The following is a 12,890-nucleotide window of genomic DNA, read 5'->3' as shown; positions in this document are numbered from 1 at the left end:
GGGCCCGGCCGTCCGCCGGCCGACCATCTACGGACGACGCCCACCGCACAGGGAGACGCACAGGATGCACGAGCAGACGACCGAGATCGACGTCGAACGCCTCGAGGAGGTCGCGGAGAAGTCCGCGGTCCAGCTCAGCAGCGAGAACCGGGGCAAGAACCGGCGCAGCCCGATCGAGCGCCGGGAGGACATCCCGCGCGCCCACCGGGTGGTGGTCAAGGTCGGCTCGTCGTCGCTGACGTCCATCGAGAGCTCCATCGACGAGCAGGCCGTGCGGATGATCGTGGACGCCCTGGGGGAGACCAAGGCGCGCGGCATCGAGATCGTGTTCGTCTCCTCGGGGGCGATCACGGCGGGCCTCGCGCCGCTGGGGCTGTCCCGGCGGCCCAAGAACCTGGCCGGCAAGCAGGCCGCCGCCGCCGTGGGGCAGGGGCTGCTCATGGGCCGCTACATCGAGTCCTTCGCCCGCTACGGCGTCACCGTGGGCCAGGTGCTCGTGACCGCGGAGGACCTCATGCGGCGCAACCACTACCAGAACACGCACCGCCAGATCGAGCGGCTGCTCGACTTCGGCGTGCTGCCCATCGTCAACGAGAACGACGCCGTGGCCACCCAGGAGATCAAGTTCGGCGACAACGACCGGATCGCCGCCCTGATCGCCCACCTCATCAAGGCGGACGTCCTGCTGCTGCTCTCCGACGTCGACGCCCTCTACACCCGGGACCCCCGCCAGGGCGGGGACCGGATCCCGGTGGTCAACGACCCCGTCAAGGACCTCGAGGGCGTGCAGATCGGGTCGATCGGCCGCGCCGGCGTCGGCTCCGGCGGCATGGTCACCAAGGTCCAGGCCGCCCGGATCGCCGCGGCCTCCGGCATCCCCGCGCTCGTCACCTCGGCGCAGAACATCACCCGCGCCCTCGACGGCGAGGACGTCGGCACCTGGTTCGCGACCTCCGGCGGGCGGCGCAACGTCCGCCTGCTGTGGCTGGCCCACCTCGCCGACATCAAGGGCTCGCTGACCCTGGACCCGGGCGCCGTGGAGGCGATCCGCGACCGCAACTCCCTGCTGGCCGCCGGCGTCACCGGGGTCTCCGGCACCTTCGAGGCGGGGGAGCCGGTCGCGCTGCGGGACCCGGACGGCCGGGAGGTCGCCCACGGGCTCAGCAACTACTCCTCGGACGAGATCCCCCCGATGCTCGGCAAGTCCACCTCCGTGCTCGCGGACGAGCTCGGCGACGACTACAGCCGGGAGCTCGTGCACGTGGACAACCTGGTGGTCCTGCGGGCCCGGGGCGCGCGGACTAAACTGACGAAATGACTTCCGCCGCACACGATGCCGTGACCACCGACGAAGCCACCCCCGCGACCGGCCGGGCGGTCGTCTCCGACACCGGCCTGATCGCCACCTTCGGCGAGGACCCGGTCGCCGGCGTGTCCGCCATGGCCGACGACGCCCGCGACGCCGCCCGCATGCTCGCCCGCGCCACCCGCGCCTGGAAGGACCGCGCGCTGCTGGCCATCGCGGACCGGATCGAGCGCAAGCAGGACGTCGTGCTCGCCGCCAACGCCAAGGACCTCGAGCGCGGCCGCGTGAACGGGACCTCCGCGGCCCTGCTGGACCGCCTGAAGCTCGACGCCCAGCGGATCACCGGCCTGGCCGAGAGCCTGCGCGAGCTCGCCGCGCTGCCCGACCCCGTGGGCGGGCTCGTCCGCGGCAGCACCCTCCCCAACGGCCTGCGGATGCGCCAGGTGCGCGTGCCGATGGGCGTGGTCGGCGCCATCTACGAGGCCCGGCCGAACGTGACCGTGGACATCGCCGGCATCGCGCTGAAGTCCGGCAACGCGGTGCTGCTGCGCGGCGGCTCGGCCGCGGAGGACAGCAACCGGGCCCTCGTGGGGATCATCCGCGACTCCCTCGCCGACGTGAAGCTGCCCGTGGACTGCGTCCAGAGCATCGACGAGTACGGCCGCGACGGCGCGAACGCCCTGATGGGCGCCCGCGGCAAGGTCGACGTCCTCATCCCGCGCGGCGGCCACGGGCTGATCCAGTCGGTGGTGCAGAACGCGAAGGTCCCCGTGATCGAGACCGGCGAGGGCAACGTCCACCTGTTCGTCGACCACTCCGCGTCGAAGGACATGGCCGTCGAGCTCGTCGTGAACTCGAAGACCCACCGCACCAGCACGTGCAACACCACGGAGACGCTGCTGCTGCACAGCGGCTTCGCGCACGGGGCGACCGTCCTGGCGGCGCTCGACCGCGCGGGGGTGACCCTGCACGTCGACGAGCGCGCCGAGGCGATGCTGCCGGCCGGCAGCCACCACGTGCGCGCCACCGACGAGGACTGGGCCACGGAATACCTGTCCATGGACCTGGCCGTGAAGGTGGTCGACTCGCTGGACGAGGCCCTCGAGCACATCGACCGCTGGTCCACCCGGCACACCGAGGCCATCGTGACCAACGACCTCGCCCACGCGGAGCGCTTCGTGGCGGAGATCGACGCCGCCGCGGTCATGGTCAACGCCTCCACCCGGTTCACCGACGGCGGGCAGCTGGGCCTCGGCGCCGAGATCGGCATCTCCACCCAGAAGATGCACGCGCGCGGCCCGATGGGCCTGGAGGAGCTGACCACCACGAAGTGGATCGTCCAGGGCGACGGGCACGTCCGCGCCTGAGCCGTGCGCGGCGGGCCCGCCGCGGATTCAGTACCATGAGAACCGTCCGGGCCCGCCGGCCGAGGCGGCACGGGCCGCTCACCGACCTCCGGCCCCGCGCCGGCACCAGAAGGGATCCCCATGTTCCAGCAGACCGTCACCACCGTCCTCGCCGCCGCCGAGGGTGGGCACGCCGCTGCCGAGGCCGGGGTCTCGCCCGTCGTCTGGGGCGCCTCCGTGTTCGTCGTGCTGATCGGTCTGATGATCGTGGCGATGTCCTTCGCCAACCGCGGGCTCAGCCCGGAGGTCGGCCAGCACCAGGACCCCGCGGACCTGCCGGCGGACGAGCGGGCCCTGCTCGCCGACTACGCCGCCAAGCGGCACGGCTGAGCCGGGGAGCCCCTTCGTCGTGACGACCGCCGCGCAGGACGCCTCCGCCCGCTCCCGGGACCTGCCCGCGACGGGGACGGCCATCCCGCCCCGCAGGCCGGGACGCACCCGGGTGGGCGTGATGGGCGGAACGTTCGACCCCATCCACCACGGCCACCTCGTGGCCGCCTCCGAGGTGGCGGGGGAGTTCGACCTCGACGAGGTCGTGTTCGTGCCCACCGGCCGCCCGTGGCAGAAGGCCGCCGGGGCCGTGAGCCCCGCCGAGCACCGCTACCTGATGACGGTCATCGCCACGGCGTCCAACCCGCGCTTCACCGTCAGCCGCGTCGACATCGAGCGCGACGGCCCGACATTCACGGTGGACACCCTGCGCGACCTCAAGCGTCAGCGCCCGGAGGCCGACTTGTTCTTCATCACCGGCGCCGACGTGATGGCGGAGATCCTGACGTGGAAGGGCGCCGAGGAGCTGTGGGAGCTCGCCCACTTCGTGGGCGTCACCCGCCCGGGCCACGACCTCGCCGCGCCCGTCGGGTCCAGCGGGGTGAACCTGCTGGAGGTGCCGGCCATGGCGATCTCCTCCACGGACTGCCGCGCCCGGGTGGCCCAGCACAAGCCCGTCTGGTACCTCGTGCCCGACGGCGTGGTGCAGTACATCAACAAGTACGGCCTGTACCTCGGCCCCGGGCCGGGCGCGCAGGCCGGTCACGTCGGCGCGCACCGGGGCACCGTCCCGGCGGAGGCCCCCTGATGTCCGGCAACGACGACATCCGGGACGACGGGACCCGGGCCGCCGGGCCGCCGGCCCCCTCCGGACCCGCCCCGATCATCGACCTCGGCGGGGACGCCGTGCCGGTGCGGCCCGTGAAGCCCCTCGGGCCGCGGCGGCTGGCCCGCCTGCAGCGGGAGCTGGCCGAGCGCGCCCGCGAGCTGGAGCAGACCGGCGAGGGCCCGGCCGACCCGCAGCTGCTCGAGCGGCAGCGCCGGTTCGCCGAGCTCGCCGCCCAGGCCGAGCAGGCCAACGCGGACTCCGCCGGCGTCCCGGCGCCCGAGGCGGCGCCACCGCCCGCGGCGCCGCCGGCTCCCGTCGGTGCGACGCCCGCGGAGCCCGCACCGGGGGAGCCCGCGACCCCGGGGGAGTCCGAGCAGATCACCGTCGTGTTCCCCGGCGCGGACGGCCCGGCCGGGGCGGACGGGCACGTGGGCCACGACCCGGTGCACGTCGACCCCGCCCTGTTCGGCAACCGGCTCGCGCCGGAGGAGCTGGCCGCGCTCACGCACATCGAGATCCTCGCCCCCGCCGAGCACCACGGCTCGCACGCGGCCGCCCCCGAGGAGCCCGGTGCCACGGCGGCCCCGCAGCCGGCACCGCATCCGGCGCCACCGCCGGCCCCGCCGGGAACCGCCCTCCCGGCGGCCGTCCCGCCGGAGCAGGCCGTCCCGCCGGAGCCGGCCTGGGCCGAGGAGGAGCCGGAGCCGCCGGCCGCCCCGGTGCCCGCCACCGAGGCGGGCGGGCTGGACCTGCTCGAACCGCGTGAGTACCGGCGCGGGGCCGGGGGCCGCTGGCTCGTCCTCCTGCTGGTCCTGCTGGCCGCCCTGGCCGTGGTGCTGGTGCTCTTCGTCCTCTGAGGGCGCCTCCTCCCTTCCGTTCATTCGTCCCTTCGCTCGACACCATCCCCTCGACACCGTCCCCCCGTGGGGCGGAACCACCGGTCCGCCGGGAAAGGATCCTCCTTGACTGTCAACGATCTCTCCCTGTCCATCCTCCAGGTCGCGGCCGCCGCGGCCGACGCCAAGCAGGCCCACGACATCGTGGCCCTCGACGTCAGCGAGGCGCTGGGCATCACCGACGCGTTCCTCGTCGCCTCCGCCTCCAACGAGCGGCTCGTCAACGCCGTCGTCGACGAGATCGAGGAGAAGCTCGTCGAGCGGCTCGACCTGCGCCCGATCCGGCGCGAGGGCCGCTCCGAGGGCCGGTGGGTCCTCCTGGACTACGGCGACGTGGTCATCCACGTCCAGCACGACGAGGACCGGGCCTTCTACGCGCTCGAGCGGCTCTGGCGGGACAGCCCCGTGGTCGACCTGGAGCTGCCCGCGCGGGGCGCCACCGCGCCGGAGGAGTCCGCGCCGGCCCCCGCGTCCGACGATTTGCCTTGATCCGGATCAGCTGTCTACTATGAATGCGTTGCCCAGCGGGGCGCAGGATCAACCGGAAAAGGGTGACCGAAAAGGGAACTCCGAGGTTGTGATAGTGTTCCGGAGGTAACGACCTGGGGCTGTGGCGCAGCTGGTAGCGCATTTGCATGGCATGCAAAGGGTCAGGGGTTCGAGTCCCCTCAGCTCCACCAGGCCGAAAGAGCCCGTTCCGCAGCACGCGGAGCGGGCTCTTTCGCTGTCCCGCCCCGGCCCCCCGGTGCCGCCCGCGCCGTCCGGCACCGCCCCGGCCCGGGCCGCCGTGCCACAAAAGCCGAACTCGTCCGCATCCCTTCCACTCGTTGATGTGTCCTGTTAGCGTCTGCTCCACCGGCGGCCGACCTCCGTGAGCTATGTCACGGCGCGTGGGATCCGCCGGGAACGGTCGCCTCCCAGCGCACCGTCCAGCGGACATCCTCAACGGAAGAGGTCATGATGGCAGGCAACAGAGCGGTCGCCTACAAGGGGCCCGGCAAGGTCGAGGTCATCGACACCGACTACCCCGAGTTCGAGCTCAAGGACGCACCCGGCATCAACACCGCCAACATCGGCCGCAAGGTCCCGCACGGGGTCATCCTGCGGACCGTGGCCACCAACATCTGCGGCTCCGACCAGCACATGGTCCGCGGGCGCACCACGGCCCCCACGGACCTGGTCCTGGGCCACGAGATCACGGGCGAGGTGGTGGAGGTCGGCCCCGACGTGGAGTTCATCAAGGTCGGGGACATCGTCTCCGTGCCGTTCAACATCTCCTGCGGGCGCTGCCGCAACTGCAAGGAGCGCAAGACCGGCATCTGCCTCAACGTCAACCCGGACCGGCCCGGCTCCGCCTACGGCTACGTGGACATGGGCGGCTGGGTCGGCGGGCAGGCCGAGCACGTCCTGGTGCCCTACGCGGACTGGAACCTGCTGAAGTTCCCGGACCGGGACCAGGCCCTGGAGAAGATCATGGACCTGACCATGCTCTCCGACATCCTGCCCACCGGCTACCACGGCGTGGTCACGGCCGGGGTGGGGGTCGGCTCCACCGTCTACATCGCCGGCGCCGGCCCCGTCGGCCTGGCCGCGGCGGCCTCGGCCCACCTGCTCGGGGCGGCCGTGGTGATCGTGGGGGACATGAACGAGCAGCGCCTGGCCCAGGCCCGCAGCTTCGGCTGCGAGACCGTGGACGTGTCGAAGGGCGCGCCGGCCGAGCAGATCGAGCAGATCCTCGGCGTGCCGGAGGTCGACTGCGGCGTGGACGCCGTGGGCTTCGAGGCCCGCGGGCACGGCAAGGACGCCTCCCACGAGGCCCCGGCCACCGTGCTGAACTCGCTGATGGACATCACCGCCGCCGGCGGGGCCCTGGGCATCCCGGGCCTCTACGTCACCGGGGACCCGGGGGCGGTCGACGAGGCCGCCAAGAAGGGCTCCCTGTCCATCAGCCTCGGCACCGGCTGGGCGAAGTCCCTGTCCTTCACCACCGGCCAGTGCCCGGTCATGAAGTACAACCGGCAGCTGATGATGGCGATCCTGCACGACAGGATCCACATCGCCAAGGCCGTCAACGCCAAGGCCATCCCGCTGGAGGACGCCCCGCAGGGCTACGCCGAGTTCGACGCCGGGGCCGCCACGAAGTACGTGCTCAACCCCAACGGCTACATCAAGAACTAGCCGCGGCACCCCGCGCGGGGGTCGCCGTGACCTGGGCGCCCCCTGTGAAACACTGGGCGCATGGCGAAGAAATCCGACAGCTCGGACCTCCTGCAGACCGTCGACCACGTCACCGAAGAAGCCATCAACGTGGGCTACCGCCTCGAACAGCGCTTCCACCGGTTCCGCCAGCGCCGCGCCGAGTCCCGGGGCGACGTCCCCGTCATGGTCGCCTTCGAGGGCTACGGGTCCGAGCACCACGTCCGGGTGCTGGGCCGGGCGCTGCTGAAGACCCGCGGGCTGATCGAGTCCACCGACGAGAGCGCGGAGTCCATCCGCGGCTGGCGGTCCTTCACCTCCGTGCCCATCGCCTTCGCCCACGTCAACGTCTGGATCGACGAGTACGAGTTCCACCTGGTGGCGGACAGGGGCGGGGTGGTCGACGTCGACCTGCAGGTGTCCCTGTCCCCCGGCGAGCACATCGTGTGGATGCAGACGGAGGGCTCGGACGTCGTCGAGGCCCGGGTGTTCGTCGTCGCCGACGAGCAGCGGATCGGCGTGGTCTCCGACGTCGACGACACCGTCATGGTCACCGCCCTGCCCCGGCCGCTGCTGGCGGCCTGGAACTCCTTCGTGCTCAACGAGCACGCCCGCACCCCGACGCCGGGAATGGCGGTGATGATGGACCGGCTGCTGCACCGCCACCACGAGGCGCCGTTCGTCTACCTCTCCACGGGGGCCTGGAACGTGGCGCCCACCCTGCGCCGGTTCCTCACCCGCAACGCCTATCCGGACGGGACCCTGCTGCTCACCGACTGGGGGCCCACCACGGACCGCTGGTTCCGGGCCGGCGCGGCCCACAAGGTGCAGAACCTCGAGCGCCTGGCCCGGAACTTCCCGGAGGTGCGCTGGATCCTCATCGGCGACGACGGCCAGCACGACCCCGAGATCTACAGCGGGTTCGTGCACCGCTACCCCGACCACGTGGCCGCGATCGTGATCCGCAACCTGTCCCCGGCCGAGGCGGTCCTGGCCGGGAACCCCCTGGTCAACGAGGAGCGGCGGGTGAGCATCCCGGAGGGGACGCTGTGGATCGAGGGCAACGACGGCGCCTCCATCTCGCGCCAGCTCGCCGAGCACGGACTGCTCTGAGCGGCACGGCGTCCCGCCCGCGCCGTGGGACGTCCGAGCACGGTCCTAGGCTGGACCCATGACGCGCACCCGCAGCACCCTCACCGCCGCCCCGGCCGCCCCCACCGAGGGCTTCCCGGCGGTCGACGCCGCCGTCGAGCGGGCCCGGGCGGCCTTCGTCCCGGACCTCGGTCTGGCGGCCCGGCTCGACCGGCTCCAGCGGCTGGAGGACCTCCTGCGGGAGAACCGCGAGGCGCTCCAGGACGCCCTCGCCGCCGACCTCGGCAAGCCCGCCGCCGAGGCGTGGCTGACCGAGATCGGCTTCACCCTCGAGGAGATCGCCGGGATCCGCAGGGAGCTGCACCGCTGGATGGCCCCGGTGCGGATCCCGGTCCCCCTGAGCCTGGCCCCGGCCCGCTCCCGGATCGAGCACCAGCCGCTCGGCACCGTGCTCGTGATGGCGCCGTGGAACTACCCCGTCCAGCTCGTCCTGAGCCCGCTGGCGGGGGCGCTCGCCGCCGGCAACACCGTCGTCGTCAAGCCCTCCGAGGTCTCCGCCACGGTCTCCGCGGTGCTGGCCGGGCTGCTCGGCACGTACCTGGGGGACTGCGTCAGCGTGGTCGAGGGCGGGGTCCCGGAGACCACCCGGCTGCTGGAGCACCGCTTCGACCACGTCTTCTACACCGGCAACGGGACGGTCGCCCGGACCGTGATGGCCGCGGCCGCCCGGCACCTCACGCCGGTGACCCTCGAGCTGGGCGGGAAGTCCCCGGTCTGGGTGGACGGCTCGACCGACCTGCGGACCGCCGCGCGGCGGATCGTGTGGGGGAAGTTCCTCAACGCCGGCCAGACCTGCGTGGCGCCGGACCACGTCCTCGGCACGCCGGGGACGCTGGCCGCCCTCGAGCCCGAGCTGGTGCGGGCGGTGGGGGAGCTGTACGGGAAGGACCCGCGCCGCAGCGACTCCTACGGGCGGATCGTCACCGGGCGCCACCTCGACCGGCTCACCGGCCTCCTGGACCAGGTCCCCGCCGAGGACCTGGTGTGCGGCGGGACGGCCGACCCGGAGGCGCGCTACCTGGCGCCCACGGTGGTGCGCTCGGCGCCCGACGGCCCGCTGATGGCCGAGGAGATCTTCGGACCCGTCCTGCCGCTGGTGCCGGTGGAGTCGGCGGAGCACGCCGTGGAGCTGGTCGCCGCGAGGGACAAGCCCCTGGCCCTCTACGTGTTCACGGAGGAGAAGGCGGTCAAGGAGCTCTTCCGCCGGCGCACGTCCTCCGGCGGGCTGTCCTTCAACGCCCCGCTGCTGCAACTGAGCAGCCCGCAGCTGCCCTTCGGCGGGGTGGGGGAGAGCGGCACCGGCGCCTACCACGGGAAGTTCTCGTTCACCACGTTCTCCCACGCGCGGGCGGTCCTGGACAAGCCGCTCGCCCCCGACACCCTGCGGGTCGTCTACCCGCCGTACCGGGGCCTGCGGGCCCTGCTCGCCGGCGCGGCGGTCGGTCTGCGCCGGCCCCGCCGCCGGAGCCGACACGCCGTGTCCGAAATTTAATTCCGTCCACCGCTCGGGGGCCCCGCGGACCGCACAGCCTGTGCATATCGGGGCCCCGGTCGCGGAATTCCGCGACCCCCGCGGAGGGTGCCCTGTGGATGGCCGGAGCCCGCCCTGGGGATAGCGAGAGAGGAGCTGTGGACAACCTCCACCACTGCATCTAGGGGTCACTTCCCCTTCCGGACACTAGATGTAGTATTGAAATCAGCCACCCGGAGAGACCCCTTCACCGCCGCAGAGCCTGCGGAAGTCCCGGATCTCCCCCGAGAAACCACCCGATCGACCAAGGGGAAACAGCGATGTCCGTGACCGTGTACAGCAAGCCGTCCTGCGTCCAGTGCAATGCCACCTACCGGGCCCTGACCAAGAAGGGCATCGAGTACGACGTCGTCGACGTCACCGAGGACGAGGCGGCCCTGGCCCACGTCCTGGCGCTGGGCTACCAGCAGGTCCCGGTCGTCGAGACGGCCACCGAGCACTGGTCCGGCTACCGTCCCGACAAGATCACCTCCCTGGCCGTCCTGCTCTCGGCCTGAGGCCCGCGCGCCGCCCGCTTCCCCGCGGCGCCCGGTCCCGGACCCGGATGCAGGACCACCGGCCCCCGACCCACCCCGGAGCGCGGAAGCACATGAGCACGAACCTCCCCGGCACCCCCGGGACCGCTCTGCAGGACCCCGGCGCCGCCCGCGCGGCGTCTGAGCCCTGCGCCCCCCTGGTCGTCTACTTCTCCTCGGTCTCCAACAACACGCACCGCTTCGTCGCGAAGCTCGCCGCCCGCGCGGTGCGCCTTCCTCTTCTGACCGGGGAGGAGCCCCCCGAGATGACCGAGCCCTTCGTGCTGGTCGCCCCGACCTACGGGAGGCCCAGCGGCAGCGGGGCCGTTCCGCCGCAGGTCGTGAAGTTCCTCAACCGGGAGGCCAACCGGCGGCTGCTGCGCGGCGTGATCGGGGCCGGCAACACCAACTTCGGGCCGGCGTTCTGCCTGGCCGCGGACAAGATCGCGGCCAAGTGCGACGTCCCCGTTCTCTACAAGTTCGAACTCATGGGCACCTCCGAGGATGTCCGCAAGGTAAACGAAGGATTGGAACAGTTTTGGCGACAATTTCCGCAGCCCCGGGCGTGAGCGTCGAGCCCGGCCACGAGGACAAGCGCGTTCCGGAGAAGTACCAGGGCCTGGGCTACCACGAGCTCAACGCCCTGCTGAACCTCTACGACGCGGACGGCAACATCCAGTTCGACGCCGACCGGCAGGCCGCGCGGCAGTACTTCCTGCAGCACGTCAACAACAACACCGTCTTCTTCCACGACCTCGAGGAGAAGCTCGACTACCTGGTCTCGCACCAGTACTACGAGCCCGAGGTCCTGGCGAAGTACAGCCGGGACTTCATCAAGGAGCTCTCCAAGCGGGCCTACGCGAAGAAGTTCCGCTTCGAGACCTTCCTGGGCGCGTTCAAGTTCTACACGTCCTACACGCTGAAGACCTTCGACGGGCAGCGCTACCTCGAGCGCTTCGAGGACCGCGTGGTCATGGTCTCCCTGTACCTGGCCGACGGGGACGAGACCCTCGCCGCCCAGCTCGTGGACGAGATCATCTCCGGGCGCTTCCAGCCGGCCACCCCCACGTTCCTCAACGCGGGCAAGCAGCAGCGCGGCGAGCTCGTCTCCTGCTTCCTGCTGCGCATCGAGGACAACATGGAGTCCATCGGGCGCTCCATCAACTCGGCGCTGCAGCTGTCCAAGCGCGGCGGCGGCGTGGCGTTCGCGCTGACCAACATCCGTGAGGCCGGCGCCCCGATCAAGAAGATCGAGAACCAGTCCTCGGGCATCATCCCGATCATGAAGCTGCTGGAGGACTCGTTCTCCTACGCCAACCAGCTCGGCGCCCGCCAGGGCGCGGGCGCGGTGTACCTGCACGCCCACCACCCGGACATCTACAGCTTCCTGGACACCAAGCGGGAGAACGCGGACGAGAAGATCCGGATCAAGACCCTCTCCCTGGGCGTCGTCATCCCGGACATCACGTTCGAGCTGGCCAAGAAGAACCAGGACATGTACCTGTTCTCCCCGTACGACGTGGAGCGGGTCTACGGCATGCCGTTCTCGGACGTCAACGTCAGCGAGAAGTACCACGAGATGGTCGCCGACGGCCGGATCCAGAAGAAGAAGATCAAGGCCCGCGAGTTCTTCCAGACCCTCGCCGAGGTGCAGTTCGAGTCCGGCTACCCGTACGTCATGTTCGAGGACACGGTGAACCGGGCGAACCCGATCGACGGCAAGATCATCATGTCCAACCTGTGCTCCGAGATCCTCCAGGTCTCCGAGCCGTCCACGTACCACGAGGACCTGGACTACGACGAGGTCGGCAAGGACATCTCCTGCAACCTCGGCTCCCTGAACATCGCCCTCACCATGCAGTCCCCGGACTTCGGGCAGTCGGTGGAGACCGCGATCCGGGGCCTCACCGCGGTCTCGGACATGTCCAACATCAACTCGGTGCCCTCGATCGAGCGCGGCAACCAGATGTCCCACGCGGTGGGGCTGGGCCAGATGAACCTGCACGGCTACCTCGCCAAGGAGCACATCCACTACGGCTCCGAGGAAGGCCTCGACTTCACGAACATCTACTTCTACACGGTCACGTACCACGCGATCCGCGCGTCGAACGAGATCGCGAAGGAGCGGCGGGCCACGTTCGCCGGCTTCGAGCGGTCCCAGTACGCGACGGGGGAGTACTTCGCCAAGTACACCGACCGCGAGTGGGCCCCGGCCACCGAGCGGGTCCGGCAGCTGTTCTCCGAGGCCGGCGTGCACATCCCCACCCAGGCGGACTGGGCGCGGCTCAGGGCCTCGGTGATGGAGCACGGGATGTACAACCAGAACCTCCAGGCCGTCCCGCCGACCGGTTCCATCTCCTACATCAACAACTCGACGTCCTCGATCCACCCGATCGCCTCGAAGATCGAGATCCGCAAGGAGGGCAAGCTGGGCCGCGTGTACTACCCGGCGCCCTTCATGGACAACGAGAACCTGGAGTACTTCCAGGACGCCTACGAGATCGGCTACGAGAAGATCATCGACACCTACGCCGCGGCCACGCAGCACGTGGACCAGGGCCTGTCCCTGACCCTGTTCTTCAAGGACACGGCCACCACCCGCGACATCAACAAGGCGCAGATCTACGCCTGGCGCAAGGGCATCAAGACGATGTACTACTCCCGGATCCGCCAGCTGGCGCTGGAGGGCACCGAGGTCGAGGGCTGCGTGTCCTGCATGCTCTGACCGCCGCCCCCGGCGACCACCACGAACTCCCCGCGCGCGTCCGCAGGACGCGCGCGGGGGCCCA

The 12,890-nt window shown here is 71.2% G+C and carries 12 protein-coding genes and 1 tRNA gene; all 13 read left to right on the top strand.

Annotation, left to right across the window (positions count from 1 at the left end):
- Positions 1 to 64: 64 nt before the first annotated feature.
- The 13 genes from proB to nrdE all read left to right on the top strand — a co-directional run bounded on the left by proB (position 65) and on the right by nrdE (position 12,826).
- Positions 65 to 1,318, top strand: coding sequence for a glutamate 5-kinase (gene proB / locus ACWCOM_RS15575; protein WP_454549661.1), 1,254 nt, complete (start codon positions 65 to 67; stop codon positions 1,316 to 1,318).
- Positions 1,315 to 2,673, top strand: a complete 1,359-nt coding sequence (locus ACWCOM_RS15570) for a glutamate-5-semialdehyde dehydrogenase (protein WP_454549660.1) — start codon at positions 1,315 to 1,317, stop codon at positions 2,671 to 2,673. The genes proB and ACWCOM_RS15570 overlap by 4 nt, the downstream gene beginning before the upstream one ends.
- 120 nt (positions 2,674 to 2,793) lie before the next feature.
- Positions 2,794 to 3,042 (top strand): hypothetical protein, encoded by a 249-nt coding sequence (locus ACWCOM_RS15565; RefSeq protein ID WP_454549659.1) that lies wholly within the window; start codon positions 2,794 to 2,796, stop codon positions 3,040 to 3,042.
- Between the two features lie 121 nt (positions 3,043 to 3,163).
- The gene (gene nadD, locus ACWCOM_RS15560) at positions 3,164 to 3,790 is read left to right on the top strand and encodes a nicotinate-nucleotide adenylyltransferase (RefSeq protein ID WP_454549687.1); all 627 of its coding nucleotides are present in this window, start codon (positions 3,164 to 3,166) and stop codon (positions 3,788 to 3,790) included.
- Positions 3,790 to 4,668 (top strand): hypothetical protein, encoded by an 879-nt coding sequence (locus tag ACWCOM_RS15555; protein ID WP_454549658.1) that lies wholly within the window; start codon positions 3,790 to 3,792, stop codon positions 4,666 to 4,668. The genes nadD and ACWCOM_RS15555 overlap by 1 nt, the downstream gene beginning before the upstream one ends.
- Positions 4,669 to 4,773: 105 nt before the next feature.
- Entirely contained in the window at positions 4,774 to 5,196 is a 423-nt protein-coding gene (gene rsfS / locus ACWCOM_RS15550; protein ID WP_454549657.1) for a ribosome silencing factor, read from the top strand.
- Positions 5,197 to 5,311: 115 nt separating this feature from the next.
- Positions 5,312 to 5,387: transfer RNA gene (locus ACWCOM_RS15545), tRNA-Ala, on the top strand.
- Between the two features lie 280 nt (positions 5,388 to 5,667).
- A complete protein-coding gene (fdhA, locus tag ACWCOM_RS15540; protein WP_454549686.1) occupies positions 5,668 to 6,885 on the top strand; it encodes a formaldehyde dehydrogenase, glutathione-independent in 1,218 nt (405 codons plus the stop codon).
- Positions 6,886 to 6,945: 60 nt separating this feature from the next.
- Complete coding sequence (locus ACWCOM_RS15535) at positions 6,946 to 8,016, top strand: App1 family protein (RefSeq protein ID WP_454549656.1); 1,071 nt, start codon at positions 6,946 to 6,948, stop codon at positions 8,014 to 8,016.
- Positions 8,017 to 8,074: 58 nt separating this feature from the next.
- On the top strand, positions 8,075 to 9,547 hold the full coding sequence (locus ACWCOM_RS15530; RefSeq protein ID WP_454549655.1) for an aldehyde dehydrogenase family protein: 1,473 nt from the start codon (positions 8,075 to 8,077) through the stop codon (positions 9,545 to 9,547).
- 299 nt (positions 9,548 to 9,846) lie between these two features.
- Positions 9,847 to 10,083: a glutaredoxin-like protein NrdH gene (gene nrdH, locus ACWCOM_RS15525; protein ID WP_454549654.1), complete on the top strand. Its 237-nt coding sequence runs from the start codon at positions 9,847 to 9,849 to the stop codon at positions 10,081 to 10,083.
- Between the two features lie 92 nt (positions 10,084 to 10,175).
- Positions 10,176 to 10,670 (top strand): class Ib ribonucleoside-diphosphate reductase assembly flavoprotein NrdI, encoded by a 495-nt coding sequence (nrdI, locus tag ACWCOM_RS15520; protein WP_454549653.1) that lies wholly within the window; start codon positions 10,176 to 10,178, stop codon positions 10,668 to 10,670.
- The gene (nrdE, locus tag ACWCOM_RS15515) at positions 10,667 to 12,826 is read left to right on the top strand and encodes a class 1b ribonucleoside-diphosphate reductase subunit alpha (RefSeq protein WP_454549652.1); all 2,160 of its coding nucleotides are present in this window, start codon (positions 10,667 to 10,669) and stop codon (positions 12,824 to 12,826) included. Before nrdI ends, nrdE begins: the two co-directional genes overlap by 4 nt.
- Positions 12,827 to 12,890: the final 64 nt, after the last annotated feature.

This window comes from Kocuria sp. KH4 (assembly GCF_053711175.1).
The sequence above is the reverse complement of the archived record's forward strand: the minus strand, read 5'-3'. Positions and strand labels throughout refer to the sequence as shown.

What these genes read in the sequence shown, in the direction of transcription:
- proB (WP_454549661.1), top strand. Translation starts at nt 65, where the DNA reads ATGCACGAGCAGACGACCGAGATCGACGTCGAACGCCTCGAGGAGGTC.
- ACWCOM_RS15570 (WP_454549660.1), top strand. Translation starts at nt 1,315, where the DNA reads ATGACTTCCGCCGCACACGATGCCGTGACCACCGACGAAGCCACCCCC.
- ACWCOM_RS15565 (WP_454549659.1), top strand. Translation starts at nt 2,794, where the DNA reads ATGTTCCAGCAGACCGTCACCACCGTCCTCGCCGCCGCCGAGGGTGGG.
- nadD (WP_454549687.1), top strand. Translation starts at nt 3,164, where the DNA reads ATGGGCGGAACGTTCGACCCCATCCACCACGGCCACCTCGTGGCCGCC.
- ACWCOM_RS15555 (WP_454549658.1), top strand. Translation starts at nt 3,790, where the DNA reads ATGTCCGGCAACGACGACATCCGGGACGACGGGACCCGGGCCGCCGGG.
- fdhA (WP_454549686.1), top strand. Translation starts at nt 5,668, where the DNA reads ATGGCAGGCAACAGAGCGGTCGCCTACAAGGGGCCCGGCAAGGTCGAG.
- ACWCOM_RS15535 (WP_454549656.1), top strand. Translation starts at nt 6,946, where the DNA reads ATGGCGAAGAAATCCGACAGCTCGGACCTCCTGCAGACCGTCGACCAC.
- ACWCOM_RS15530 (WP_454549655.1), top strand. Translation starts at nt 8,075, where the DNA reads ATGACGCGCACCCGCAGCACCCTCACCGCCGCCCCGGCCGCCCCCACC.
- nrdH (WP_454549654.1), top strand. Translation starts at nt 9,847, where the DNA reads ATGTCCGTGACCGTGTACAGCAAGCCGTCCTGCGTCCAGTGCAATGCC.
- nrdI (WP_454549653.1), top strand. Translation starts at nt 10,176, where the DNA reads ATGAGCACGAACCTCCCCGGCACCCCCGGGACCGCTCTGCAGGACCCC.